23 protein-coding genes and 1 riboswitch are annotated in these 26,526 nt (G+C 62.2%); of the genes, 1 reads left to right on the top strand and 22 read right to left on the bottom strand.

All coding sequences use genetic code 11. The features are described 5' to 3' along the window. Positions 1-15: 15 nt before the first annotated feature. The 22 genes from AKL25_RS12985 to AKL25_RS12885 all read right to left on the bottom strand — a co-directional run bounded on the left by AKL25_RS12985 (position 16) and on the right by AKL25_RS12885 (position 24,744). Complete coding sequence (locus AKL25_RS12985; RefSeq protein ID WP_050478091.1) at positions 16-1,140, bottom strand: CobW family GTP-binding protein; 1,125 nt, start codon at positions 1,138-1,140, stop codon at positions 16-18. Beyond that, positions 1,137-2,696 carry a precorrin-3B C(17)-methyltransferase gene (gene cobJ / locus AKL25_RS12980; protein ID WP_050478090.1) on the bottom strand — a complete coding sequence of 520 codons (1,560 nt, stop codon included), beginning with the start codon at positions 2,694-2,696 and terminating at the stop codon, positions 1,137-1,139. The genes AKL25_RS12985 and cobJ overlap by 4 nt, the downstream gene beginning before the upstream one ends. Positions 2,697-2,739: 43 nt before the next feature. Then, positions 2,740-3,549 (bottom strand): cobalamin biosynthesis protein, encoded by an 810-nt coding sequence (locus AKL25_RS12975; RefSeq protein ID WP_050478089.1) that lies wholly within the window; start codon positions 3,547-3,549, stop codon positions 2,740-2,742. Between the two features lie 2 nt (positions 3,550-3,551). Continuing rightward, on the bottom strand, positions 3,552-4,373 hold the full coding sequence (gene cobM, locus AKL25_RS12970) for a precorrin-4 C(11)-methyltransferase (protein ID WP_050478088.1): 822 nt from the start codon (positions 4,371-4,373) through the stop codon (positions 3,552-3,554). 10 nt (positions 4,374-4,383) lie between these two features. Beyond that, entirely contained in the window at positions 4,384-5,130 is a 747-nt protein-coding gene (gene cobI / locus AKL25_RS12965) for a precorrin-2 C(20)-methyltransferase (protein WP_050478087.1), read from the bottom strand. Continuing rightward, positions 5,130-6,308, bottom strand: coding sequence for a cobalt-precorrin-5B (C(1))-methyltransferase CbiD (cbiD, locus tag AKL25_RS12960; RefSeq protein WP_050478086.1), 1,179 nt, complete (start codon positions 6,306-6,308; stop codon positions 5,130-5,132). Before cbiD ends, cobI begins: the two co-directional genes overlap by 1 nt. Beyond that, a complete protein-coding gene (locus AKL25_RS12955; RefSeq protein WP_240475731.1) occupies positions 6,295-7,914 on the bottom strand; it encodes a precorrin-8X methylmutase in 1,620 nt (539 codons plus the stop codon). The genes cbiD and AKL25_RS12955 overlap by 14 nt, the downstream gene beginning before the upstream one ends. Continuing rightward, positions 7,911-8,630: a cobalt-precorrin-7 (C(5))-methyltransferase gene (locus AKL25_RS12950; protein ID WP_050478085.1), complete on the bottom strand. Its 720-nt coding sequence runs from the start codon at positions 8,628-8,630 to the stop codon at positions 7,911-7,913. The genes AKL25_RS12955 and AKL25_RS12950 overlap by 4 nt, the downstream gene beginning before the upstream one ends. A 22-nt stretch (positions 8,631-8,652) precedes the next feature. Continuing rightward, positions 8,653-10,584 carry a putative cobaltochelatase gene (locus tag AKL25_RS12945; protein ID WP_050478084.1) on the bottom strand — a complete coding sequence of 644 codons (1,932 nt, stop codon included), beginning with the start codon at positions 10,582-10,584 and terminating at the stop codon, positions 8,653-8,655. A gap of 1 nt (position 10,585) precedes the next feature. Beyond that, on the bottom strand, positions 10,586-14,722 hold the full coding sequence (locus AKL25_RS12940) for a cobaltochelatase subunit CobN (RefSeq protein ID WP_050478083.1): 4,137 nt from the start codon (positions 14,720-14,722) through the stop codon (positions 10,586-10,588). After that, entirely contained in the window at positions 14,715-15,053 is a 339-nt protein-coding gene (locus AKL25_RS12935; protein WP_050478082.1) for a (2Fe-2S) ferredoxin domain-containing protein, read from the bottom strand. Before AKL25_RS12935 ends, AKL25_RS12940 begins: the two co-directional genes overlap by 8 nt. Positions 15,054-15,132: 79 nt before the next feature. Next, positions 15,133-15,870, bottom strand: a complete 738-nt coding sequence (locus tag AKL25_RS12930; protein ID WP_050478207.1) for a CbtA family protein — start codon at positions 15,868-15,870, stop codon at positions 15,133-15,135. Positions 15,871-15,898: 28 nt separating this feature from the next. Beyond that, complete coding sequence (locus AKL25_RS12925; RefSeq protein WP_050478081.1) at positions 15,899-16,108, bottom strand: CbtB domain-containing protein; 210 nt, start codon at positions 16,106-16,108, stop codon at positions 15,899-15,901. A 176-nt stretch (positions 16,109-16,284) separates the two neighbouring features. Continuing rightward, a riboswitch (cobalamin riboswitch) is annotated at positions 16,285-16,561 on the bottom strand. Between the two features lie 211 nt (positions 16,562-16,772). Continuing rightward, complete coding sequence (locus AKL25_RS12920) at positions 16,773-17,210, bottom strand: hypothetical protein (RefSeq protein WP_050478080.1); 438 nt, start codon at positions 17,208-17,210, stop codon at positions 16,773-16,775. A gap of 41 nt (positions 17,211-17,251) precedes the next feature. Further along, positions 17,252-17,419 carry a hypothetical protein gene (locus AKL25_RS24450; protein WP_167541880.1) on the bottom strand — a complete coding sequence of 56 codons (168 nt, stop codon included), beginning with the start codon at positions 17,417-17,419 and terminating at the stop codon, positions 17,252-17,254. Positions 17,420-17,729: 310 nt separating this feature from the next. Further along, complete coding sequence (locus AKL25_RS12915) at positions 17,730-19,400, bottom strand: methyl-accepting chemotaxis protein (protein WP_050478079.1); 1,671 nt, start codon at positions 19,398-19,400, stop codon at positions 17,730-17,732. Between the two features lie 205 nt (positions 19,401-19,605). Next, on the bottom strand, positions 19,606-20,976 hold the full coding sequence (locus tag AKL25_RS12910; RefSeq protein WP_240475730.1) for a cation:proton antiporter: 1,371 nt from the start codon (positions 20,974-20,976) through the stop codon (positions 19,606-19,608). A 139-nt stretch (positions 20,977-21,115) separates the two neighbouring features. Further along, complete coding sequence (locus AKL25_RS12905; protein WP_050478078.1) at positions 21,116-21,724, bottom strand: hypothetical protein; 609 nt, start codon at positions 21,722-21,724, stop codon at positions 21,116-21,118. Positions 21,725-21,752: 28 nt separating this feature from the next. Then, a complete protein-coding gene (locus AKL25_RS24445; protein ID WP_050478077.1) occupies positions 21,753-21,929 on the bottom strand; it encodes a hypothetical protein in 177 nt (58 codons plus the stop codon). A gap of 197 nt (positions 21,930-22,126) precedes the next feature. Beyond that, the gene (gene pgm / locus AKL25_RS12895) at positions 22,127-23,782 is read right to left on the bottom strand and encodes a phosphoglucomutase (alpha-D-glucose-1,6-bisphosphate-dependent) (RefSeq protein WP_050478076.1); all 1,656 of its coding nucleotides are present in this window, start codon (positions 23,780-23,782) and stop codon (positions 22,127-22,129) included. 146 nt (positions 23,783-23,928) lie between these two features. Next, positions 23,929-24,294 carry a hypothetical protein gene (locus AKL25_RS12890; protein ID WP_050478205.1) on the bottom strand — a complete coding sequence of 122 codons (366 nt, stop codon included), beginning with the start codon at positions 24,292-24,294 and terminating at the stop codon, positions 23,929-23,931. A 198-nt stretch (positions 24,295-24,492) separates the two neighbouring features. After that, complete coding sequence (locus AKL25_RS12885; protein ID WP_050478075.1) at positions 24,493-24,744, bottom strand: GlsB/YeaQ/YmgE family stress response membrane protein; 252 nt, start codon at positions 24,742-24,744, stop codon at positions 24,493-24,495. Between the two features lie 587 nt (positions 24,745-25,331). Between AKL25_RS12885 and galU the strand changes: the two genes are divergently transcribed. Then, positions 25,332-26,279, top strand: coding sequence for a UTP--glucose-1-phosphate uridylyltransferase GalU (gene galU, locus AKL25_RS12875; RefSeq protein WP_050478073.1), 948 nt, complete (start codon positions 25,332-25,334; stop codon positions 26,277-26,279). The last annotated feature ends 247 nt before the right edge of the window (positions 26,280-26,526 follow it).

The following is a 26,526-nucleotide window of genomic DNA, read 5'->3' as shown; positions in this document are numbered from 1 at the left end:
TGTTCTCTCTTTGCTTTACTTCCAGTGTGTACCGGTCAGTTCGGAAAGCAAGGCGGCGACCTTGCTGCGGCTCGGGTGATAGCCGATAAAAACCAGTTCGGATTTTTCGGTCTCCACGGTTTCGTTTGCCGCATCGGTATTGATCGTCACGCGCGTGCGCACGCCTTGCACCAACTGCGCATGCTTGCCTTCCAGCGTGCGCACGAAACCTTTGGTGCGCAGGATGGGCTCCGATTTTGCGGCTTCGGCGATCGCCTGCTTCAGCTTGTCCGCCGGCTGCGGCGACTGGCTGCGCAGCGTAAACGACAGCCAGCCCGGATCCTGTTCGTGAAAATGCTTGTGCGTCGCCAAGCCGTGGCTATGCGCTCCCAGACCGGAATGCGCATGACCGTTGAGCCGTCCCTGGTCGGCCAGCACGCTGGCGTCGACGCCGGGCATGCGCACGTGCGTGTAGGTGTGCTGATGCGCCTGCAAGGTCGGCTGATGCAGTCGCAGGCCGAGCGCCAGGCGGATGTCGAGCTGTGCCTTGTACGCCAGTTCCAAGAAACGCACATTCGGCGCGCATGAGCGCACGCGTTGTTCGGCATCGAGCAATTGTTCTTCGCCGAGATCGTCGATCTTGTTGAGCACGACCACGTCAGCATATTCCAGTTGCCGCCCGAACATGTCGGCGACGGCGTTGTCCGTGTTGTTTCCTTGTGCAAAACGGTCGTCCAGCAGCAAAGGCGTATCCACCACCGCCAGCGTGGCATCGAGGATGAAATGCGCCGCCAGCTCGGGCGTCTGCAGGCTTTCCATGACCGCCGTCGGCAAGGCCAGACCGGAAGTTTCGATCAGCACATGATCGACCTGCGCGCGCCGCGCCGCCAGTGCCAGCATGGTCGGCACAAAACGTTCGTCGTCGCCGTAAGCGATCAGGCCGTAAGAAAAATCATGGATGCGCACCTGTTCCGCGTCATCGCCGCTGTTGCTCGCCGCCCGCATCAGATCGCCATCTATCGTCGCCTCGCCGAACTCATTGATCAGCAACGCCAGCCGGCGCGTCTGGCGACGTTGCACCAGGCTGCGCAGCAAGGTCGTCTTGCCTGCGCCGAGGAAGCCGGTGACGATGGTGACGGGGATCGGTTGCGCCGGCGTCATGCGTGTTTGCCTTTTTGCAACCACGCCTGCACCTTCGCCGAGGCTTCATCCAGATTGCCCGCCTGCACCGGATAATCCAGCGCCGGACGGCGCACCGTCAGCAGCGGAATATTCAAGGCCTTCGCCGCATCCGCCTTGGCGCGATAACCGCCGGCGTCGCCCGAATCCTTGGTCACCACGCAATCGATGTTCCAGTCGCGCCACAATGCCTCATTGAAGCCCTGCGAAAACGGCCCTTGCATGGCGCAGATGCGGCTGCGCGGGATGCCGAGATCGATGGCGCGCTGGATGAATTCCGGCTCCGCGGTGACGCGCACAAACCATTGTTTTTTATCCGCGCCCGGCGCTTGCAGGAAAGAAGCGAGGTCCTTGGAGCCGGTGGCGAGGAAAATACGTTCGTTCTTTGCCATCGCCTGCACGGCCGCCTGCTCCATCGAGTCGCAGACAAGCGCATCGTCGCCGACGATACTGCCCGGACGCTCATAACGCAGATAAGGGATATCCAGGCTCTGCGACAAGCCCATCAGTTGCTGCGACATCAGCGTTGCATAGGGATGCGTGGCATCGACCAGCACGCGCGCTTCATGGCGCAGCAAGGCCTGCTTGCGCGCTTCCACGCCCTGGCGGCCGGCCCAGACAGTGACGCCGGGACAATCCTGCAAGGCCAATTCGCCGCCGTATTCGGTGGCGGTCGAGACGACCACCTGATGACCTTGCGCAGCGAGTTGCCGGGCCAGCGCGTTGCCGTCGCTGGTGCCGGCAAAGACCCACACCGCCTGCGACGGCAATACCGGTTCTTCCGCCGCGGCTTTCGATTCGTCATGCCAGTCGTTGTAACCGCGCGGCGTGAAGATGTAACCGCGCTTGCGCTGGGTGAAACGATTGCCGATGACGATGCTGGTGAGCATGTCGAATTGCAAGGACGGCAATTCGTCGAGCCTGTGGATGCTGACTTCCTGCCCAGGACGATAGGCGTTCTTCACCACGCCGCACAGGGTATGCGGCGCCTTCGACTCCAGCATCAGCTTGAGGATGCGATAGACACCTTCCTGGCGTCCGGCGCTTTGCACGTTGTACAGCACGCAGGCGAGATCGGCCTGGGCGATGTGGCGCGCGCGGTTTTCGATCCACTCCCACGGGCACAGCAGATTCGACAGGCTCAGCGTGGCGAAGTCGTGCGACAGCGGCGAACCCAGCAAGGAGGCGCAGGCGTTGGCCGAGGTCACGCCGGGGATGACGTTGACCTGATAGTCGTCGTCCTCCTTCATCTCATCGAAGGCCAGCGCCGCCATGGCGTAGATGCCGATGTCGCCGCTGGAAATCAGCGCGACCTTTTCGCCGCTGCGTGCTTTGTCGATCGCCAGCAAGGCGCGTTCGCGCTCCTGCGTCAGCGGCGGCGTAAAAATTTGCTTGCCTTCGATGTGCGACGCAATCCAGCGCAGATACAACTCGTATGCCACGATGACGTTGCTGTCGCGCAAGGCGGCGATGGCACGCGGCACGATCAGATCCTCGAAGCCGGGGCCGACCGATACCAGGTTTAAAACTCCACTCATAAAACTGCTTTCTCTTTGATTCTTGCTTATTTGTTTACGTTACTTATTCCATGCGCGTCGGAGCATCCGTATCCGGTAGTCCGATATCTTCCACCACCGCCACGGTGACGCCGTCGAGCGCCGTCTTCGGCAAGGCCAGCACGCCGCGCGGGCTGGCGATCAACGCACAGGGTTCGCATACGCCGTCGACGCCGACATTCTTTTGCACCCATTCCGACGGCGCCGTCACCCAGCCGCGCGCGGCGACATCGGACGCCGCGATCACGCGCAAAGGCAATTCATTGGCGGCGCAAAAGGTCAGCAAGCCGGGTTCTTCCGCCTTCAGATCGATCGTCGCCACTTCGCGCACGTCGCTCAGCGGGCGTCCCAGCAAAGCCAGTGCACGCGTGACGGCGGCGGAGATCTTTTCCACCGGCACGTTCTTGCGGCAACCGATGCCCAGCACCAGCGGTTTCAAGGCTTCGGTTGCGGTCGTCACCACCGGCACCGCGCCGACGACATTGGCGACGCGATAGGCCAGACGATTGCCGCCGCCTTCATGGCCGCCCAGCAGCGACACCGCAAAACGTCCTGCTTCATCAAGCAGCACCACGGCCGGATCGGTCAGCTTGTCTTGCGGCAAGCCTTCCAGAAAACGCACCGCCACGCCGCTCGCCGCCAGCATCACCCACTGCCCTTGATTACGGTAGGAGGCGCGGAATTGCTGCTTCTGCGGGATACCCGCGTTCAGCCAAGGCCGGTACAGCGTCCCGCCCAGTTGTCCCTGCAAGCGTGCTGCAAGCGCCTCGCTCTCCGCTCGCACCAACCAGATGCCGAGAGAAGTTGATGGCGTGTTTTGCAGGGAATTGCTCATGATCAGACCTCGTCTCCGTTGGCGGAAATTTCCTCTGGTTCTGCTGCGGCATCGTCTTTTTTGTTCTTCTTCACGACGCGGAACAGATGCGTGAAATCCTTGGAATACAAACTCGATTCGACCTGCTGCCCCTTATCCAGCGCCGCGCCGACCAGCATCATCGTGGTCAGGTTCCAGGCGCCCCGCTTGGTTTCTTCCAGCACCGTCGCCAGCGTGCCCTGATACACGCGCTGGTCGGGCCAGGTGGCGCGGTAGACCAGCGTCACCGGCGTGGTATCGGGATAATGCAGGCGCAGGTCGGCGACGATCTTTTTCAGATGCGGACCGGACAGGAAGATGCACATGGTGGCCTGATGCTCGGCCAGGCGCGCAATCGACTCCAGCTCCGGCACCGCCGAAGCGCGCCCCGAGACGCGCGTGAGGATCACGGTCTGCGACACTTCCGGCTTGGTCAGCTCGGCCGTCACCGCCGATGCGGCAGCGGTGAACGACGACACGCCCGGCACGACTTCATAGGCAATATCCAGCGCTTCCAGCCGACGCATCTGCTCGGCGGTCGCGCCGTAGATGGCCGGATCGCCGGAGTGCAGACGGACCACGTCGATGTCCTGTGCTTTTGCGCGCTGGTAGCAGGTTTGCTGCTGTTCCAGATCGAGCTGCGCGGTGTCGATCAGTTCAGCATCGGGACGGCAATGCTGCAGCATCTCGGTCGGCACCAGCGAACCGGCGTACAACACCATCTGCACGCTGCCCAGCAGCCTGGCGCCGCGCAAGGTGATCAGATCGGGAGCGCCGGGGCCGGCGCCTACAAAGTAGACCTTCATAAATTTGCCTTCATGTCTGATGTCTTTTTTCCAATGGCGTCTTGCGAATAAGCATGGTCGCCAGGTAGCCGCTCACGGCATGGTCCCGGTCGCCTGCTTCCAGTTCGCGCAAATCGTTTGCCAATACCTCGCCGTCCAGCCCGATGCGCCGGGCGAAGGCGCAGTGTTCGGCGATGTCCATTTCCTTGAGCAAGGCCAGCACCCACGGCAGGCGCGCGCCGACCTTCATGAGTACCACGATGTCGTGCGTCTCGATCTCGTGCTGCAGACTGGCCGGATCGTCCGGGCAAGGCAGGATCAGCGTGCGCTCCTTGCCCACGCCCAGCGGCCAGTCCAGCGCAGCGGCAGCCGACGCATAACTGGTGATGCCGGGAAAGGTCCGGTGCGGAAACGCCGGCAGCAAATCCTTCAGCGCCGCCAGGATGTAGCCGTAGGTGGAATACGTCAGCGTGTCGCCGATGGTGAGATAGGCGACGCTGCGGCCGGCCTGCAATTCGACGGCGATGTCCTGCGCCAGTTGCGCATAGTGTTCGCGCAGCACATTGCGGTCGGGATCCATGTTGAATTCGACTTCGCGCAGCCGCTCCGGCGCGACGGCCACGCCTTCCAGGCATTGCAGGGCGACCGAGGTGTCGGCGCTTCTGGCGCGCGGCACGTAGATCAGATCGGCCTGCTGCAAGGCCTGCATCGCCGCCAGCGGCAGATAGCCTGCCGGGCCGGGGCCGACGCCGATGCCCCAGAACATTCCCATGTTCATCAATGGCCTCCCAGCAAATTGCCGTCGAGATCGAACAGGCGCACCTCGACGCGCTTCACCGAAGGCACGCGCGCCTGCGCCAGCACGGCGATGCGTGCTTCGATGTCGCGCCACAAGCCAACTGATCCCGGCTCATCCTTCAAACGTTCGATTGCTGCTTCCACTGTGTTTGCACTTTCTATGTCGGCGATCAGTGCGGCGGAAAATCCCAGCGTCGCCGCCAGTTCCGACGCCACGCGGGCCACGCCGCCCATCGCCATGTTGCTCTTGCTCGAATGCGTATCCCATACGCCGTCGAGCACTTTGGCCAGCTTGCCGGGATGACCCGCCAGCCACAATACCTCCAGTTCCACCCCCTGCTCGGCCAGGGCCATCTGGGTGAAGTCCAGCGCGTCGCCGAGGAAATTGGCGATCTGCACCGAACGCGCTTCCGGCAAGCCCAGCGCATCGCGCGCAAAAGTGCGGCCGATCTTGCCGGGCAGATACGCCACGCAGGCAGCGACGCCGCCGGGCCTGCTGTCATCCGCCAGCGCCACACGGATATACACTTCAATCGAGGCGATCCACGAGGCCAGCGACATCGGTTCCACGATGCCGGACGTCCCCAGGATCGAGATGCCGCCGACGATGCCCAGGCGCGGATTGAAGGTCTTCTGTGCAATCTTCTGCCCGTCCTCGCAACCGATGGCGAGATCGAAACCCGAGACTATCCTGCCCTGCAGGCCCAGTTCTTCCAGCACTTCCTTCACCGCCAGCCGCATCATCTGGCGCGGCACCGGATTGATGGCCGGTTCGCCGACCGCCACGCGCAAGCCGGGCTGCGTCGCGGTGCCGACGCCGTTCGCCGCCAGGAAGCGGATCTCGCCGATGTCGTTGCGCGCCACTTCGGCAAAAATCGTCGCGCCGTGCGTATTGTCGGGATCGTCGCCGCCGTCTTTCAGGACTTCGGCGCGCACGCGCTTGTCATCGATTTTCCGTACGTCCTGTATCGGCACCAGCAGGTAGTGCTTGCCGTCCGGCAGACTGACTTCCGCCTTGTCGATCTTCTCGTCGCGCAACAGCATCGTCAATGCGGCCTTGACGGCCGCAGTGGCGCAACTGCCGGTCGTCCTGCCGCGCCGCAGGCCGTTGGGGGCCGGCACGGTCAGGTCGAATTCGGCGCGTTCAAGCTCCTGCATTTATCTGCAACTCCGCTTGCTGTGCAGCGATGACTTGCCCGATGGCGTCGATCATCAGGGCGTTCACCACCGTCGCCGCCCACGGCGACCCGCCGCGCGTGCCGCTGTTGGTGATGCGCGGCACTTGCAGGCAGCGGCGCAGGTCGTCCTTGCTTTCACGCGTGCCGACGAAACCGACCGGCAAGCCGATAACCAGTTGCGGACGCCAGCCATGCTCGCGGATCAGCCGCGTAGTCTCGACAATCGCAGTCGGCGCATCGCCGATGGCGAGGATGATGTCGTTGCCGAATTTTTCCCACGCGCGGCGCATGCCTGCAGCCGAGCGCGTGATGCCTTGCGCCTGCGCCATCAGATGCGTTTCGCGATCGTGCACGCCGCACCAGGTTTCAACGCCCAGCTGCTCGACCAGTGCGCGTTTCAATCCGGTCTGCACCATGGTCACGTCGGTCACCACGCGCTTGCAGCGCAGGATGGCGCGAATGCCGGCCTCGATGGCGCCGGCGGAAAAGTAAATGTCGTCGACCGCATTGAAGTCGCCGCTGGTATGCACCAGCCGTTGCAAGGCCGTCAGATGCGCCGGCGGGAACATCGACCAGTCGCGACCGGCGGCAATGATCTCGAAACTTTCTTTCTCGATGGGATGCGGTACATACGGCGGAAAATCTGTCTTCGGTTCAGCGGCCAGCGTCTCGCGATGGAGCAAACCGCGCACCTGCAAATGATGCGCGCGCTGCGGTTCGCCGATCTGTTCTTCGAAACCGACGATCTGCACGCGGTATTTGCACAGACTGCAATTCATGGCCGCGCGCCCTTCGACCGCTTCGCGTGCGCGTTCCAGCATGACGTCGGCAACGTGCCGGTGCACCCCGAGATAACCGGCCTTCAGCACTTCCAGACCTGGTTCGCGCTGCTGCAGGTCGTCTGCTGCGGCGTAGATGCGCTTGACCAGCACGCCGTCGAACAGGAAGAACGGCAACACCACGATGCGCGCAAAACCGAGCAAGGCCGCCGCGCGCAAGCCGTCGGCAACCAGCGGTTTGGCCGTGCCGGAATAGCAGACATAGACGCCGCCGAAGCCCATGCCTTCTTCCAGCATGCGGGCCAGTTTCGAGACCTCGCCGTTGGCATCCGGATCGGTGGTGCCGCGTCCGACCAGCACCAGGCAGGTATCGTCGCGGCGGATGGTTTGCGCGGATTGCGCTTCGGCGGCGAGCACACGTTCCTGCGCCAGCTGCAGCAGTTGCGGATGCAAATTCATTGCCGCGCCGAAGTGGAAATCGATGCCGGGATGCTGGCGCGCCAGCTCCAGCACTTCGGCCGGCATGTCGTTTTTGGCGTGGCGTGCAGCCAGCAGGACGCCGGGCACCACCGCGACCTGTTTGCTGCCGGCGGCGAGATTGGCTTCCACCGCTTCGCCGATGGTCGGGCTGGAGAATTCGAGATAGCCGTGCGTCACCACGCGGCCGGGCGCACGGGCGCGCACGATCTCGACCAGCGCTTCGAACTCGCGCACGGCGTCGGCGTCGCGGCTGCCGTGACCGGCGATCACGATGCCATAGCTTGTCTTGTCGTCAACTACGTTGGCAATGTCGGCAGCCGTGTTCACGCCGCCTCCACGGATTTTTCCGGCGGCGGCTCGATCTGGCTGTCCATGGGCGTGTGGGTGCGAATCAGCATGATGCTCATGTCGGTGAACTCCTTGTCCACGCAGTCGGCCAGTGAGCCATGCCACTCGGCGTCGCCACGCGTGAGGTTTTCCCAGACTTCGGTCGGGTGGTCGGGCCGCACGCCGTTTTCCAGCAGATAGGCCGCGATATGGCGCGGCATGAAGGAGCGCGCCGCATCCCAGGGACACGGTATCACAATCGCATTGCGGCCGTCATTGAGCACATGCACCAAATGGCGCTTGAACGGCGTCAGGTCGCCGCGGCGGTGGAAGGTGATGAAGGTTGTTTCGTCGAAACACACCTTGGCGCGCGAGGCGAGGATTTGCGCCGAGGAAATACCCGGCAAAGTCTCGACCGGATGGCCGCAGGCGCGCTCGACGCGTTCCAGATACTGGAAGCCGCTGAAATGGATGTCGCCCATGAACACCACCACGCAGCGCTTGCCGGCATGGTGCGCAGCGGCAACCAGATCGAGCTGGGCCACCTGGTCGCGATAACCCATGAGGATGACTTCCGCCGTCGGCGGGATAATGCTTTGCACCACGTCGACGACGGCGTTGAAACCCGCCACCACGTCGGCATTGCGAATCAGCTCGGCGCCGCGTTGGGTGAGGTAGCCGATGTCGCCGGGACCTGCGCCTATGCAAATGATCATTTCTTGTTCCTTGATTAATTCTCTATTGAGTCATACGGGCGCGAATCGTCAGCGCCAGGTTGTCGGCAGTTAATTCTTCCAGCGTCATGCATTCCGCACCGAGCGCCTGCGCCAGTTGCGCGGCGCGACCGAGTCTGACGTAGCCGGTTTCGGTATCGAGCACCAGCGCCGGCGTGCCGCGTGCGGCCAGTTGCTCGGCCAGCGCCAGTGTTTCGCGCCAGGGATCGCCGCCGTTTTCCAGCGCGACGTTGCCTTTGCCGTCGCTCAGCAACACCAGCAATGGCGGTGCTATCCCGTTGGATTGTTCCAGCGTCTGCAAGGCCAGTTGCAAGGCGTGCGGCAGCGGCGTGCGGCCGCCGGTCGGCAGTTCGCGCAGGCCTTGTTCCGCCAGATCGACGCTGCGCGTCGGCGCCAGCAACAGCGATGCCTTGTCACCGCGAAAACCGATCACCGCCACCTGGTCGCGGCGCTGATAGACATCCGTGAGCAAGGCCAGCACCGCGCCCTTCACTGCTTCCATGCGCCGTTGGGCAGCCATGGAGCCGGAAGCATCGACCACGAACAGGATCAGGTTGGCGTTCTTGCCGGCCTTGACCTTGCCGTGCAGGTCGCCCGCCTGCAATTGCACGGCGGCGCCCTCTTCCAGTCCTTCGGCGGCGCTGCGCAACACGGCGGAGCGCAGCGTTGCACCGACGGCGAGGCTGGCCGGATTGCTGTCCGGCACGGCGCGTATCATGCGGCCGCGTGTGGCGTCTCCCGAATCGCTGCGGCGGCCGGCGAGCGTGGCGACGTTGTTCGCCGGCGCATCGACTTTGAGCTGGCGCGCGTTGCCGGCGGCGGCAGCAGTAAACACTTGTTGATTGTCGCCGCCTTCGGATTGCTTCTCGCTATCGGATGAAGAATCCGATTGATCCTGGCCGTTGCCGTCTTGCTGTTCCGGCGGCTGCATTGCTTCCTGCATCAGATCATCCAGCTTCTCCTGATCCAGCCCCGGTTGCTCAAACGGTTTGCGGCGGCGACGATGCGGCAACACCAGTTCCGCCGCGGCGCGCACGTCGTCGGGGGTGACCTGCAAACGGCCGTCCAGGGCAGCAAAAGCGCGCGCCGTCTTGTGCATGACGATGTCGGCGCGCAGACTGGCGACTTCGAATTCGCAGCACAAGTGACTGATCAGATCGAGCAAGGCGTCGCTCAGCACGACTTGCGGCAGCAAGGTCTGCGCGGCGGCGATGCGGGCGCGCAAGACGTCCTGTTCGTCGTTCCATTGCGCGGCATAGGCGAGTGGATCGGCTTCGTAGGCAAGACGGCGGCGCACGACGTCGGCGCGCAGTGTCTTGTCGCGCGGCGCGACAACTTCCACCATCAGGCCGAAACGATCCAGCAGTTGCGGACGCAAGTCGCCCTCTTCCAGGTTCATCGTGCCGATCAGCGTGAAGCGCGCCGGATGCGATACCGACAAGCCTTCGCGCTGGACCGAGTTGACGCCCATGGCGGCAACATCGAGCAGCACGTCGACCAGATGGTCCGGCAGCAAATTGACTTCATCGATGTACAAGATGCCGCGATGCGCGGCGGCCAGCAGGCCCGGTTGCAAGGCGTTTTTTTCGCCCTTCAATGCGCGCTGCAGGTCCAGCGTGCCCAGCACGCGATCTTCCGTCGCGCCCAGCGGCAAGGTGACGAACGGCACGCCTGCCGAGATTGTTTCGGCTTCGCCCCGGCACACCGCACATTGCTCCGCAGGCTGGCCCGGCAGGCAATTGAAGGCGCAGCCGGCGATACGTTCCACCGGCGGCAACACCGCCGTCAGGGCGCGTGCAGCGGTACTCTTGGCGGTGCCTTTGTCGCCGCGGATCAGGACGCCCCCCAGGGTCGTATCGACCGCGCACAGCAGCAAGGCATTTTTCAGCTGCGGCTGGCCGACGATGGCAGAAAATGGAAACAAGGGAAGACTCATATCAGACTCCGCGCGGGGTTTCGCCACGCGCCTCCAGCAAGGTTTCGCTCTTGAGATAAAGCTGGCGCAGGTCTTCCAGCGTCTGCGCCTGCGGCTCGGCCCACATGCCGCGGCTGGCCGCTTCCAGCAGGCGTTCGGCGATGGCGTTCTGGGCCCAGGGATTGGCTTCTTCGAGGAAGCGCTGCATGCCGGGATCGAAAGCGTAAGTCTGCGCCAGTTGTTCGTACATCCAGTCATCCATGACTTGCGCCGTGGCGTCGTAGCCGAACAGATAGTCGACCGTCGCGGTCAGCTCCAGTCCGCCCTTGTAACCATGGCGCTGGATGCTGTCCAGCCATTTCGGATTGACCACGCGCGAGCGGAACACGCGCAGCGTTTCCTGCTTCAGGTCGCGCACCTGCGCGCGCGCCGGGTCGTGGCTGTCGCCGAAATAGTGGCGCGGCTGCTGGCCTGTCAGCGCGCGGATGGTCGCGATCATGCCGCCGTGATATTGCAGGTAATCGTCGCTGTCGAAGATGTCGTGCTCGCGGTTGTCCTGGTTATGCAAGGCCACCTGCACGCCCGACAGGCGCGTACGGAAGGCATCGCGCTGGTCGCTGCCCTGCTTGTCGCCCAGCTTGCGCGCATAGGCGTAGCCGCCCCAGTTGATGTAGGCCTCGGCAAAATCGGCATCGGCCTGCCAGTTCTTTTCCTGGATCAATGGCAGGATGCCGGCGCCGTAGCTGCCCGGCTTGGCGCCGAAGATGCGATAGGCGGCGCGCTCCTCGGCTTCGTCCTTGTCCAGGCCCTTTCCAATCCACTCGCCCAGCTCTTGCAGGTAATGCTTGCGCACGAAGTTCTGCTCGGGCGGCTCGTCCAGTGCGATGACGGCGTTGACGGCATCGTCGATCAGATCGATCAGCTGCGGGAAGGCGTCGCGGAAGAAGCCGCTGATGCGCGTGGTGACGTCGATACGCGGCCGCTGCAACTCTTGCAGCGGCACCACTTCGATGCCGGAGACCTGGCGATTGCCGGGACGCCAGAGCGGACGCACGCCGAGCAGGCACAGAATCTGCGCGACATCGTCGCCGTGCGTGCGCATGGCGCTGGTGCCCCAGATGCTGATGGCGACGCTTTCCGGATACGTGCCGGTTTCACGCACATGCCGCTCCAGCACTTCGCGCGCCAGTTGCTGGCCGACGCGCCAGGCCGACTGCGACGGCACGCTGCGCGGATCGACCGAATAGAAATTGCGGCCGGTCGGCAGGATATGCGCCATGCCGCGTGTGGGCGATCCGCTGGGACCGGCCGGCACGTAACCGCCTGCGAGACCGAGCAAGAGATTGCCGATTTCGTCGCCGGCGCGGTGCAGATTGGGCAGCAACTGGCGGCAGGTGAAATCGAGGACGCGGCGCAGGGATGCGAATTTGTCCGCAGCTGATTGCGTTGCCGGTTTTGCGATGACAACCGGCGCCGCAGCAACCGAAGGCTTGACGCGCGCCTGCATTTTCATCTGCCCCAGCATGCTGCCGGGCTGACGCACGGAAGCAGTTTGCAAACGCGGCTTATCGATGCTCAGGTCGCCGAACAAGGATTGCAGGATGCCGTCGATGGCGTCGACTTTGTAACCGCTATTTTGCAGCGTCTGCATCAACCGCACGCACAAGGCGTCGATGGCTTCGATGGCGTCGGCGCGCGTGACCACGGCGCGACCGGCGATGCGCGCCAACGCGCTGTCGACGTTGAGACGCTGCCCCTTGTTCTCCAGCAGCATGTCGAGCTTGAGTCCGAACAGGCGCGCCATTTCTTCCTGCAAGCCGGGGATGTCCTGATTCGGCAGGCGCGTGAGCGACACCAGCATGTCGGGCATCTGCGCTTCATCGGGCGCGCGGCCGAGGATATGCAAGCCGTCGCGGATCTGCGCAGCGCCGAGTTCGCACAGGTAGCCGTCTAGGTCTTCGATCAGGTGGGCGACGTCGGAACCGCCCATGCCGCTCAGGGCCTCGGGCAGCTCGCCCTCGAGGCTGTGATCGTGCGGGTGGTCATGATCGTGGTCGCCGTGATCGTGGTGGTGGTGTCCGTGATGATGGTGATGTCCATGCTCGTCATCATGATCGTGATCATGATGAAGCAGCTTCATCTGCAGATCGCTGTCGAGATTGGTCTGCTTGACCAGTTCCCAGATCTGCTGCTGCAGCAGCGGCAGTTTGGACGGATCGAGCACTTCGACCTGGTAGTACTCGTCGACCAGTTGCGTCAGTTGCGCCAGTGCGCCGTAGCTGTCGGCGGTGGTCATCGGCGGCGTCAGGTGATCGACCACGACCGCGTGGCCGCGCCGCTTGGCTTGCGAGCCTTCGCCCGGATCGTTGATGATGAAGGGATAGAACAGCGGCATGTCGCCCAGCAACGCATCCGGGAAACAATTCTCGGACAGGCCGACGCCCTTGCCCGGCAGCCATTCCAGGGTGCCGTGCTTGCCGACGTGGACGATAGCGTCTGCACCCCACTCGTCGCTGAGCCAGCGATACAGGCCGTAGTAGTGATGCGTCGGCGGCAGATCGGGCTGGTGGTAGATCGCATCCGGATCCATGCCATAGCCGCGCGGCGGTTGCAAGGCGACGAAGGCGTTGCCGAGCTCGACGCCGGCGAACGCCAGTTGATTGTCATGGACGTAGGCGACGCCGGGCGCTGCGCCCCATTGCGCTTCTATCTTTTGTTGCAGCGCCTGCGGCAGTTCCGCGAACCATTCGGCGTAACGCTCTGCCGACACGCGGCCGACGGCGTGCTGCAACTGCTCGCTGGTCAGATAGGTGTTGTCGTAGGAACAGCGATCGACCAGCGTATGGATCAGCGCGCTGCCGCTCTCCGGCAAGTCGCCGATGGCGTAGCCGGCGTCGCGCATGGACTCCAGGATGCGCATCAGCGAAGCCGGCGCATCGAGGCCGACGGCGTTGCCGATCTGCGAAGCCTTACTGTTGGAATTGGTGAAGATGAAAGCGATGCGTTTGTCGGCGTTATCGAGCGCGCGCAGACGGGCGAAACGCGCCGCCAGACCGGCGATGCGTTCGACGCGGTCGGCCACCGGATGAAACTCCACCACGTCGCCCGACAAGCCCGCCGCTTGCGCCTTGAACGACAACGGCACGCTGATGATGCGGCCGTCGAATTCGGGCAGCACCACGTTCATGGCGGCGTCGAGCGGATTCATGCCGCGTGTGGAAATTTCCCACTGATCCTGCGTCATGCCGCTGGTCATGGCCTGCAACACGGGTACATTGAGTTTTTCCAGCACCGACACCGACCAGCCGGCAGGCGTCGGGCCGCCCGGCGTGATCTCGCCCATGGCGAAGGAGGTGGTGTTGATCAGCACATCGACGTGCGCTCCCTTTTCACCCGCAAAATAAGCCAGCGCCGCCGGCAAATCCGAATCCGCAGAGGAGGTGCGCAACGATGCCGTGAAGACCGGCAGCACGTCCATGCCGCGCTGCTCCAGCGCCGTCACCAGCGCGTCGACGAAGCGCGTGTTGCCGCTCATCCAGTGTGCGCGATAGAAGATGATGCCGACCGCCGGTTTGCGGCGACCCGCTACGTCAATCCGCAAACGCAACCAGTCCGCAATGCCTGCATCCTGTTCCAGATCCGGATGATAGATGCCGTGGTCCGGCAGGGCCACTGCGGGGTCGTAAGCAAAGCCGGTCAGCAACAGGCGGTCCGATACGAAACGCAGAAACTGCGCCAGGTTGACGCTGCCGCCGCCATGGAAATACGCCAGCGCTTCGCGCAGCACGTCGGCCGGTACGGTCGAGACCGCCGCCAGTTCCGCATCCGGCTCGCCGGCGCCGCTGAGCGCAATGAGGTGACGTCCCCGGCGTTGCGCGTGGCGCAGCAACTCGGCAAAGCCGGCGACGCTGCCGAGGCGGCCCAGAATGCGCAGCACGATGATGTCGGCGTCGGCAAGCTCGGCTTGCAGCAGCTCGCTCATGCGCGCTTCGTTTTCCACGCCTTGCAGGTTGATGCCTATCGTCGCAGGGAAATCTCCCGGCAATTGCGTCAGGGCATGATTGAGAATCGCGAGATCGGTGGATGCATGCGTCAGCAGAGCGATGCGTGCCGACGGTGCAGATGGCGCAGCGATAGATTGTGTTGCACGGTCAGACATTTTCCGGTTCCTCGGGATTGACGTCGCCGCTGCCGAGGCGGTGAAAAATCAGGTCGGTGACTTCTTGCCCGCCTTCGAGATGTTCGACCACCACGCGCTCAATCGCGGCGGCATCTTCGCAGCGGTACCACACGCCTTCGGGATACACCACCACGACCGGCGCCTGCGCCTTGCAGGCCACCATGCAGTGCGTGCGGGTGCGCTTGACGCGCAGCTCGGGACGCGCATCGATCTGCTCGCCGAGGACGGCGAACATGGCTTCGGCCAGCACGCCGTTTTCGGTGCAGCGTGGGCCGGTGCACATCAGGACGTGCCGGTGGTGGGTTCTCATGAGTTCTGTTCTTTAATGGCACAAATGCCGATCTGACCTGTGACGGCCGGATCGGCATTTGCGCTTAGCGTTAAAAGCCTTAGGCGAATTTCTTGTAAAAGTATCCAATCAGTCCGCCCAGCGTCAGCCAGAACAAGCCGTTGGCCAAGGCTGTCGCGTGGATGAAGGCCTGCGCCAGCTCTTCCGGCGCGGCGCTGCCATGCACCGCCGGATGCGGCGCGCCGATGAGGTGCGGCACGATCAGCAAGACCACGCCCAGCAGCTTCAGCGCCCAGTGGCGCGCATACACGCCCAGGCCCAGGCCGGCGGCGGTCATGCCTGCCGTCATTACCCACCACAGTTGACGCGCATGCAGCGGCGCGGCCATGGTGCCCGGCACTTCAGGCGGCAAGCCCAGCGACGGCGCGACGAAGAACACCAGATAACCGGCCACGCCCCACAGCAAACCGGAACGCCATGTCACCTGCCTGCCGCTGATCACGATCGCAGCAGCGAGGAACAAGCCGAAACCGATCGCCATGCTGATGTTGGCCAGCACGGTGTAGGCAGTGCGTTCGAAACCGTTGGCCGGTTCCCACTCTTCGCCTTCATGTTCGTGCTCATGGGCTTGTGCCGGCGCGCCCGGCGCGGTTGCTGCGGCATGGGCCTGTTCGTGCGCCTGCTCATGCGCCTTGGCCGCCGCAGCTTCTTCGTAGACTTCCGCCTGCAGGATGATTTTGGAGACTTGCAACTGCTGCACGCCGGTCAGCAAGACGCCGGCGCAAGCGCCCGCCAACAGGACGGTGGAGGCGATCCGCCGCAATACTGCGAGATTCATCATTCAATTGTTCCGCTGGATATTTTTCTTAGTGGCAGGGAAAGCCGGCCGAATGGCGGCCGTCATGCGCGGCGTTGTGCAGCTCTACCGCGGAGGCGAAACCGGCCGCGTAGATCAGGCCTGCGCCCAGCACGACGGCGGCAATGCCGGGCAAAATGCGGTCGCGCCACAGGCTGGAACCGGTAGTGGAATCGATGGTGCTGGTGTCGTTGGCGGATGCGCCGGTGATGAGAGCCATGTGTGTTCCTTCGAATGAGCGTTGAAACCAAACCGCCGATGACGCCGACAAAACTGCCGCAGCCCATATAACGGAAATAACGGAAACGTCACGAAGGAAAATGAGGAAACGACGCGGGGCGCAGGACAATCACGCAATCCGGGAAGCAGTCCGTCGATCGCCCTCCGCGATGCAAAACAAGTCGTGTACCGAGGGCCGGTCTCCGGGCTTGCGAAGGGTTCGCGGCGAGAGTGATCTGACCGGAACCGGAATTTGCGCCTTCCCATGCCGTGTTGTTAACACGTTTGCTAACACTTCATGCACAGTGGCTGGATGCAGATTCGCTGATTCGCTTACCGTTGCGGGGGCAGCGCCGGAATGGTTTCCAGATGGATGATCTGGATGAACGCACCGGCTTCCCGATTAAATCCGGCGAAAGAAAATACGCCGGATACCCAAGGCAATGCTACCCCGGCAGTATAGGTGCGCGGAGGGATTCTGGCAACCGGAAGAGGCGCTGAAACCATGTTTAAACCAGCCTGCAGCCGGCTTGAAAGCGGCATAAAAGCGGCATAAAACCTGGCTTCGGGGACGGGATGCGCAAGACCCGCAGCGGGGTCAAGGCGCAGTCCCGGAGGATTCCATGGCAATCAAATAGTGATGAGCGATGGATTTAGCGGCAAGATCAGTTGGAGTTAGGGCCTTTTGCGACCTTTTTAGGCGGTTCCGGCGTCAGGTTGATTGGATCGCTGGCCGGAAAGGTGTCTTCCAGCGCATCGTCCAGATCGCGGTCGCGCCTGGTTTTTTTGGCGTCCTTGACGCTGTCGGTCTGTTTTTCAAGCTCGCGTTCGTCGGCGGCGACGATATCTTCGCCGCTTTCGTTGTCGCTCGCCACCTGCTCGACCGATTCCGGTGTTTCCGGTGCGCGGTCGCGACCTCCGCGCTCAACCGAGGCGCGTTCGCCGGTGCCGGTGGAATCGCTGTCGGCTTCGGTGGCGATGTTGGTCATGTCGCTGCCGCTGTCGGAGGTGTCGCTGGGTCCGAGGGCGTGGTTGTCGTGACCTTTGTTGAGCTGGCGATCCGAGATCGGCAAGACATCAAGATCGAGAGTGCTGGTAGCCATGATTACTCCTGGTTATATCGGGTAAGACACAAGTTTCAGTTTCAAGATCGAGGACCGGCCATCTTCAACGGAGGCTCGGCGGGATCCGTGTCGGGAATGCCCGGCTCGGTCGGATTGAGCGGCGGGTCCTGCACCGGGTTGTACTCATCCGGCGGGATATCCTTGGGCGGCGGTGGCGCGGTCGGCGGGATCTCTTGCGGGGTATGCATGCGTGCGGCTCCTCAATGCAGATTCATTGCGGATTCTGGTGGGGAATCGGATCCTGCTGAGGAGTCGGATCGAGCGGCGGCACTTCGACCGGCGGGATGTCTTGTGGCTTGTGCATGGGATGTCCTTTCTGATGCATTGGCGCAATGAAGCGCAGGCAACGCCGGCGAAACCGTCGGCGCGGCGACACAAGATCAGGCTACGCGCTCAACCGCGTGCTGCGTATAGGACAAACACTTTTTCGGGCTTCATCAACTCTTACGCCGGCCCAGGGCCGACGCAAGAGCGACAAGCAACTGTTGAAAGGGACAATCAGGCCGGAGCGCCCGCGATCATCGGAGATTCCCGGCGAGGCAGCATCGCTGCAGGATTGGCCGCCGGCAAGACATTCAGGCCGGCGGACAGCTGATGTAAATTTTCATGCAAATCGGCCGGCTCTTCGCCAACACGAAAAGCGCTGACCGCATCCCACAATTTATGCGCCTGCTCCTGCATGTCGGCCGTCGCCACCGCCGCCTGCGCCACCAGCGTCGCATTGGTGCGCGTGACGGCATCGATTTGCGTAATGGCCTGATTCAGGTCGGCGATGCCGTGGCTTTGCGCATCGCTGGCAGCGGCGATTTCATCCATGATGCCGACTACGTGCTCGGCGGAGTCGACGATCTCGCGCATGGTCTGGCCGGCGTCGTCGACCTGGCGGCTGCCGGCGTCGATGCGTTCGACAGAGTCGCCGATCAGCACTTTGATCTCCTTGGCCGCGGCGGCGCTGCGCATGGCCAGATGACGCACTTCGGTCGCCACCACCGCAAAGCCGCGCCCTGTCTCGCCCGCCCTCGCCGCCTCCACCGCGGCATTCAGCGCCAGGATGTTGGTCTGGAAAGCAATGCCGTCGATCACCGAAATGATATCCACCACCTTGCGCGAGCTATCCTTGATCGCCGTCATGGTGCCGACCACGGACGACACGATGTCGCCGCCGCGCGAGGCCACGCCGGCGGCCGATTGCGCGAGGCGATTGGCTTCGCCGATCTGCTGCGCATTGCGGCTGACGATGCCGGTCAGTTCGGCCATGGCGCCGGCGGTCTGCTGCAGCGAACCGGCTTGCGCTTCGGTGCGCGCCGCCAGGTCCGTATTGCCGGCGGCATTTTGCTGCGAGACCCGGAAGATGCTTTGCGTGCCGTTGCGCACTTCGCTGACAGTTTGCAGCAAGCTCTGGTTCATGCGCCCGAGGGCCGCAAGCAACTGCCCGGTTTCGTCCCTGCCGCCTTCTGCGATATGCGCAGTGAGATCGCCTGCAGCGACGCGGCTGGCAAGATCCACGGCGTCATTGAGCGGACGCGTGATGCTGCGATTGAGGCGCCATGCCACCAGCACCGCCAACAGCATGGCGACGCCGCAGATGACGATGGTCGCCATGGTGGTTTGCCTGCCGCTGGCGGCGAAGTCGTCGAGATCGCGCTGGATCTGACTTTGCTCCAGCTTGACCAGCTTGTCGATCGCTTCCAGCCATTGGTTTTGCAACGGCGCGACTTCGGCATTGAGCAATTTGGTGGCCTGGCCGGCATTGAAGCCGGCGACGAATTCTTCCGCCTGTTTGATGAAAGGCTCGCTGCGGCGATCGAGGCCGTCCATGTCGCTGATGATGGCCTGCTCTTCCGCGCTCACACCGCGCTGGAGCAAGGCAGTCTGATTGACGCGATAGGCCTTGCGCTCCACGCCGATGCGCGCCATCTCTTTTTGCATGGCGTTGAGGTCGGTCAGCGTCGCCACGTTGCGCGCGGCCTGGCCCTGGCGGAACAGGCTCTGACGCATCAGCGCAGCGATCTCGGACTTGCCGTTGGTATGGCTGAGCGCGGCCGCCAACTGCTGCTGGGCGCGATGCGCCGAAAAGCCGGCCAATGCGGTCACCGCCGCCATCAACACCAAAATGATGCCGAAGCAAAGCGACAAGCGCTGCCCGATCCGAAGGCGGGAAAAAGTCATGAAGTCTCCTGTTCTGTGCAGAGCCGAATTGTGCGCAAGGCAATTCAACCGGCTTTATTTTATGTAGTTTTACTATATTTTTTGATTATTCTGGCACAGAGACGGCTTTGCCTCTAGTTTTTTCCGCTGGAAATCAGCAATTTATTGCGTTTAACGAGCATCGCAAAGTAAAAAATGTCGATGTAGTAAATGTAGTTTTGTTACTTCACCTGCCGGATTTGGCACGTTTGCGCCAATACAAATGCATCAGCGGCGCCGACGACATTCCATGCAACAGCACCGACAAGGCGAGCACGGTGAGCACATCTTGCGCGATGCGGACGTTGAGCTTGTCGTGCCAGAACTGCAGCACGAAACACAGGTAATACAGCGAACCGACGCCGCGGATGCCGAACCAGGCGATCAGCCAGCGGTGCGAGGTTTCGGTATCGGAACCAAGCAAGCCGAGCCCGACGGCAATCGGCCTGATCACAAAAAACAGCAAACCGGCGATCAGGACACCCTCGCCCGAGATGCCGAATTCGGACAACAGGATCCCCATCAACAGCACCATGAAGAATTCGGCGAAATGCTCGAGCTGCTGATTGAAGCCGAGCACGGTCTCGGTCAGGTAGACCGGCGCCTGTTCGGGATGCACGGCAGCGGCGGATTTGCCGCTATCCTCTGCTGCCGCGATCAACTCTCCGGCGGGCTTGTTGCCGCTGCTGGCCGACTCCACCTGGCGCATCGCCAGGCCGGCGGCAAACACCGACAGGAAGCCGATGCCGTGCACCAGCTCGGCGACGCCATACGACAGCATGATGATGCCGATGGCCATGAATTCTTCCATACCCAGCGCCAGGCCGAAGCGCTGCCGTGCAAACAGCACCAGGCGCGACATCGCCCAGCCAAACAATGCTCCGCATCCGATGCCTGCGGCGACGCCCCAGGCAACGAACCAGCCGAAATGATGGACTTGCGCAATCTCGTCGGTCACGCCGAGCAATATCAGCGCCAGGATCACGAAGGGAAACGCGCTGCCGTCATTCAGACCGCCCTCGCCGCTGAGGCTGAAGCGCAACTGGTCGGGGTCATCGACATTCTTGACCTGCACGTCGGAGGCCAGCACCGGATCGGTCGGTGCAAGGATGGCGCTCAACAGCATCGCCACCGCAAACGGCATACCGAACAGGAAGCTGATGCTGATCGCCAGCAAGGGCACCGTGATCAGCATCGACAGCACGCCCAGGCGCAAGGGCAGCCACCACAAACGACTGCCCTCGCCGCGAAACGCCACGCGCAATTTCAATCCGACCGTAAACAGGGACAACAGCAAGGCCACGCGCGTGATGACCGTCAGCACGTCGGCGTGTGCGCGCAGATCGATATGGATCAGGCCGACGCCGGACGAGCCCAGCAGCCAGCCTATCGGCAGATACAACATGGCGGCATTGAACGGCAGCCGTTCCAGCACCGATTCAAGAAACACCATGAAGGTCAGCAATACGCCGGCGATCAGAAAATAGACGGTAGGAATGTCGATGAGAGTCTCCGGCAGATAGGGCGATGCGGCGCGGACGTCGGAAATCGAAGACAAAAGCAAAACGGCAGCTGACACGTGCGGGTATCAGCTGCCGGAATGACATGCAACAACAGGAACAAAGGCGTCAAATAATGTCCGCCGTCAAGGAAACATCCATCCTGACGAAATGACGCGACGCTGTGGCGAGCGCGGCTCAGTGCTGCTCGGATGCACTCCCGTCTCTCTTTCCCGGCATCAATCCGTCGTCGACGTTGGCGCCCGGATCTTCGGTGCCGTCAGGTTCCGGCGTTTCCGGAACAGTTGCGGCCTGCTGCGCTACCGCCGGCAAACCGCTCTTCTCTTTGACTCCAGAAGACGCGGAAGGAACTGCGATCGACCGCAGCAATTCCTGAGACGCTGCCGGCAATCTGTCGGCATGGGCAGAAACGTCGCGCGTGTTCTGGCCGCTACCTGTTGCGACGTAATTGTCATCGCGTGCATCGGATTCGTCGCCGGTCAGATCACCGCCTGCCTGCTGATCGGTAAAGCGCGGCGTCCCTTGATACAGCGGACGCCCGAGAGGATCCGTATATGGTTTGGCGGGCGCGGTTTCCTGCACATCTTTCTGTACGTGCGGGGCTTGTTGTCCCTGTTGCTGACTTTGCGACATCTCTTGTTGCATCTGCTTTTGCGTAGGCATCTTCATTTCCTCGTCTGGATTCCCGGCGCCTGTTGTCGACGCCGGGGCCGGGCCGTTCATGGCGCCGGATTGTTCGCTCTGCGCCTCTGCCATGGCGTGCAAAATCATGCTGTCGACAAACATATCCGCCGCCTTTGTATGGGTCAGCAGCTCAGTGCTTGCGGCCGGAGCCGGATTTGCGGCCGCCTCCGGAGATCTTGTTTTCGGTCGCCCAGGCGCGTCGTTCAGCCTCCTTATGGCTGACGCCGCGCTTCTCGTAACCCGCTTCGATGTGGGCTACCTGACGCTTCTGCTTGTCGGTGTAGGAAGATTTATCGCCTCTTGGCATGATGCTCTCCTGTGAAATTGCCTGAAAAACAAAGCACAGCTTCATCTTAGGCAAACCTGCCCCATATGCCAGCAGGACAGGCACTTATTCGGCTGTAGGAGGAGCAGGAATAAGAACGGCGGCAAAGACAATGAAGTCTCGCGCCGCCGTGGAGTCTGCCGGCACCGGCAGATCAGATTGGACCGGACGAAATCAGATCAGGCAGCACCGCCCGCCAGCGCATCGCTCACGATCTGCTGCGCTTCGGCAAAAATGCTGTTGAGATGCGACTCGTCGCGGAAGCTCTCGGCATAGATCTTGTAAATATTTTCCGTGCCGGAGGGACGCGCGGCAAACCAGCCGTTGTCGCTGATGATTTTGACGCCGCCGAAAGCCTTGTCGTTGGCCGGCGCGGTGGTCAGGATCTGGCGGATTTTTTCACCCGCCAGCTCGGTCGAGCGCACGTTGTCGGACGACAAGCCCGATAGCAATTTTTTCTGCTCAGGCGTGGCTGCAGCTTCGATGCGTCCGTTGCATGGCAGCCCCAGCTGTTCCGTCAGGCTTTGATAGATTTCGCCGGGATCGCGGCCGGTGCGCGCCGTCATTTCCGCCGCCAGCAGCGCCGCGGTGATGCCGTCCTTGTCGGTGCTCCATGGCGTGCCGTCGAAACGCAGGAACGAAGCGCCGGCGCTTTCTTCGCAACCGAAGCCGAGGCTGCCGTCCTGCAGGCCGGCCACGAACCATTTGAAGCCGATCGGCATTTCCTGCAGCGGCCGCTGCAATTGCGCAGCAACGCGGTCGATCATCTGGCTGCTCACCAGGGTCTTGCCGACGCCGGTCTCCGCCCGCCATTCAGGACGATGCTGAAACAGATAGGAAACCGCCGCCGACAGATAATGATTCGACGGCATCAGGCCGACGCTCCTGGTGACGATGCCGTGGCGATCGTGGTCGGTGTCGCAGGCAAAGGCGATATCGAATTTGTCCTTGAGCGAAATCAGCTCGCGCATCGCATATTGCGAAGACGGATCCATGCGGATCTGCCCGTCCCAATCCTGCGGCACGAAACGGAAGGTCGGATCGACTTCGCGATTGACGACTTCCAGCTTGAGATCGTAGCGATCTGCAATCGCGCCCCAGTAATGCACGCCCGCGCCGCCGAGCGGATCGACGCCGATGCTGATGCCGGCGTCGCGTATCGCGGCGAGGTCGATGATGCTGGGCAGATCGTCGACGTAGGTTTCCAGGTAGTCGTAGCGATGCGTGCTCGATGCGCGCAAGGCGCGATCGAACGGAATGCGTTTGACGTTGCGCACGACATCGCGCAGGAATACATTCGCGCGCTTCTCGATCCAGCTGGTGACGTTGGTATCGGCAGGTCCGCCGTTGGGGGTGTTGTATTTGAAACCGCCGTTGTCCGGCGGATTGTGCGACGGCGTGATCACGATGCCGTCTGCCAATGCCGAAGGATGGGCGCGGTTGTGCATCAGGATTGCATGCGACACCGCCGGCGTCGGGGTGTACGGCGAGCCGCGCGCAATCATGGTCTGCACGCCGTTGGCCGCGAGCACTTCAAGCGCGCTGGAAAAAGCCGGCGCCGACAAGGCGTGCGTATCGATGCCCAGAAACAAGGGGCCGGTGATGCCGTTTTCCGTGCGGTATTCGCAGATGGCTTGCGTGATCGCCAGCACATGCCACTCGTTGAAGCTGCAGGTCAGCGAACTGCCGCGATGGCCGGATGTGCCGAAAGCCACCTGATGCGCGGCGATGCCGGCATCGGGATGCAAGCTGTAGTAGCTGCTCACCAGCACAGGCAAATTGACCAGGGAAGATGTATCGGCGCGTTGACCGGCCAGAGGACTGATGCTGCTCATGTTTTATCGTTTGCCTGCTGTTTCTGGAATTGCCTGGTTGTAAAAGATAAGGAGACGGCGCGACAGTCATCACGCACACGCATGCACTGTCTCGCCGTCGGGGCGCCATCGATGAACGGTATTGTAAGCGCGCGCGGCAATGAAGGCTATGCCATCTCCGGCACAGACACCGCATAACCGGCTTCACGCAGCCTGTTGCGTCTCGCCTTGTTGGCGGCGGCCAGCTCCTGCAAGGACATGGCGCGCTGTTCCGAATAGCTTTGGGGTGCGCTGCTCGGCTCTATGGTCGCCAGCGTCTGCGCCAGCCGGGGGTAAAGATTGGCGCGCCGGCGCTGGTTCTCTGCCGCCAGTTGCGCTTTGAGATCGTCCGTCAATACATGCGGCTGGCTGGGCTGATACGGCTGCGGCACGCTGCTTGCCGCACGCGCAGCTTGCGCCGAGTCTATCGACTGCGCCGATACACCGGAGGAATGGACGGACCTGAGTCTGTCGGTATGTGCTGTGGTCTGCATGATCTTCACTCCCGCAATGAAGGAATCTTCTGCATAAATCCCAATGTACACGAGATCGTGAAAACGGACGATAGATGAGTGACAACGTTCGTTTTTCGTTTGCTGTACGTGCTTTTTAAAATGTGGTAACGCACCGTTTTTTAAAGGGGGCAGATGGCCGTGAAGAAACACCCTTCCGCCCGCACTTCATGTGGACGGCTACGCTCGCCGGATGAGCCGCAAGATCAGGAGCAGGACGACTGCGCCGATGGTGGCGGTCACGATGGAGGCCGCAATGCCGCCGCCGACGCCGATACCGAACAGACCTGCCAGCCAACCGCCGATGAATGCGCCGATGATGCCGACCAGAATGTCGACCAGCAGGCCGAAGCCGCCGCCCTTGACGAGTACGCCGGCCAGCCAGCCAGCGATGGCGCCGATGACCAGCCAGGCAATGATTCCGTGAGACATGATGATGTTCCTTTCAGTTTATTTTTTTCGAACACCGCCGGATTGAGCGGTTGGAAGAATCTTATTTGCCGCCGCCGGTCCGACATATCGGACAGCGGCCAATTCCCTTGTAGGACAAGCGGCAAGCCGTGCCCTCATGCGCCTTTGCGACGAGTGCCCCGCTTTGCAAGCAGCTTCCCCGATTCCTACAAATCAAAAGGAATGTTTCCTATAGCCAAAGACCTGCCGGTTTTTTAAGCTGGCAGCAACTAATCTGACTGGGGGAACAACATGCAAGAGCAAAACGAACGGATACAGGGGCGAACGCACACCGTCACCGACAGCGTCGACAAGAGCGCATCCTGGCCGCTGCTCGCTGCGGGGTTTCTCAGTCAGGCCTGTCCCAGCGCGGCGCCCCTGTTTCATTCCTGCGCCATGCTGGTGTCTTTGCGCAAATCGCGACACGGCAAGAATTCCGCCAACGCGAAATAGCGAAAAATGCCTGGCTGCGTTGCGCGTCGCAAGACAGTTGGACAAAGCAAAAGACCACAGAACGACGCCGATTTTTTCTTCCGGTCCGACCCGGTATTTACCAAGGAACAAACATCATGAAAAAAATTACCAAAGCCGTCTTCCCCGTTGCAGGGCTCGGCAGCCGCTTTTTGCCGGCGACCAAAGCACAACCGAAAGAGATGCTCCCCATCGTCGACAAGCCGCTGATTCAATACGCCGTAGAAGAAGCCGTCGAGGCCGGCATTACCGAAATGATCTTCATCACCGGCCGCAACAAGCGCGCCATTGAAGACCATTTCGATAAAGCCTACGAGCTGGAGACCGAACTGGAAGCCGCCGGTAAAACCAAGCTGCTGGAATTTGCCCGCAACGTCATTCCCAAACATATCAATTGCGTCTACATCCGCCAGTCCTCGCCGCTGGGCCTCGGCCATGCCGTGCTGTGCGCGAAATCGCTGGTCGGCGACGAGCCGTTTGCGGTGGTCCTGGCCGATGACTTCATGGATGCGCCGGAACACGGCAAGAATGTGCTCGGACAAATGATCGATGTCTTCGAGCAAGAACAGAAGAGCCTGCTCGCGGTGCAGGACGTGCCGCGCAGCGAAACCAAACAATACGGCATCGTCAGCACCGACGCCGACAGCCCGCGCAGCGATCGCCTGGACGTCATCAGCGGCATCGTCGAAAAACCGGCGCCGGACGTCGCCCCGTCGACGCTGGCCGTAGTCGGCCGCTATGTGCTGACGCCGGCGATTTTCGAGCGCCTGGAAAACATCGGCAAAGGCGCCGGCGGCGAGATCCAGCTGACCGACGGCATCGCCGACCTGATGCAAAGCGAAACCGTGCTGGCCTATCGCTACGAAGGCCAGCGCTACGACTGCGGCTCCAAGCTGGGTTACCTCAAGGCGACGGTCGCCATGGGCGCCAAACATCCCGAGGTCGGCGAGGAATTCTCTGAATATCTGCGCGAAGTGCATGCCGCCGATGAAGAAGCCGCGCAAGAACCGGTGCAAATGCCGGTGCGCCTGGCCAAGATTGCGTGATGCCGCGCGGAGCGCCTTGAAGAATTCGCCCCCGATGAATTCCCCTCGCCGCTCCTGCCGGTCCCGTTACCGTGTTGTGTAGTGCAGTCCCCGTGCAGTAGAAGTTTTTCATTTCACCTTCCCCCTCTTGGCCTGTCCGCCGTCGCCGCAAAGGTGACGGGGACAGGTCCTTTTTTTTCGCATCTCCTGGGCCTCTTCGACGCATTCCGTCTTCGCGCGTCTCCCCGACTGACAAATAAAACAATAC

Source organism: Herbaspirillum rhizosphaerae (genome assembly GCF_001189965.1).
GTDB classification, from domain to species: Bacteria; Pseudomonadota; Gammaproteobacteria; order Burkholderiales; family Burkholderiaceae_D; genus Herbaspirillum; species Herbaspirillum rhizosphaerae.
This window is presented reverse-complemented; position numbering and strand designations above follow the sequence as displayed.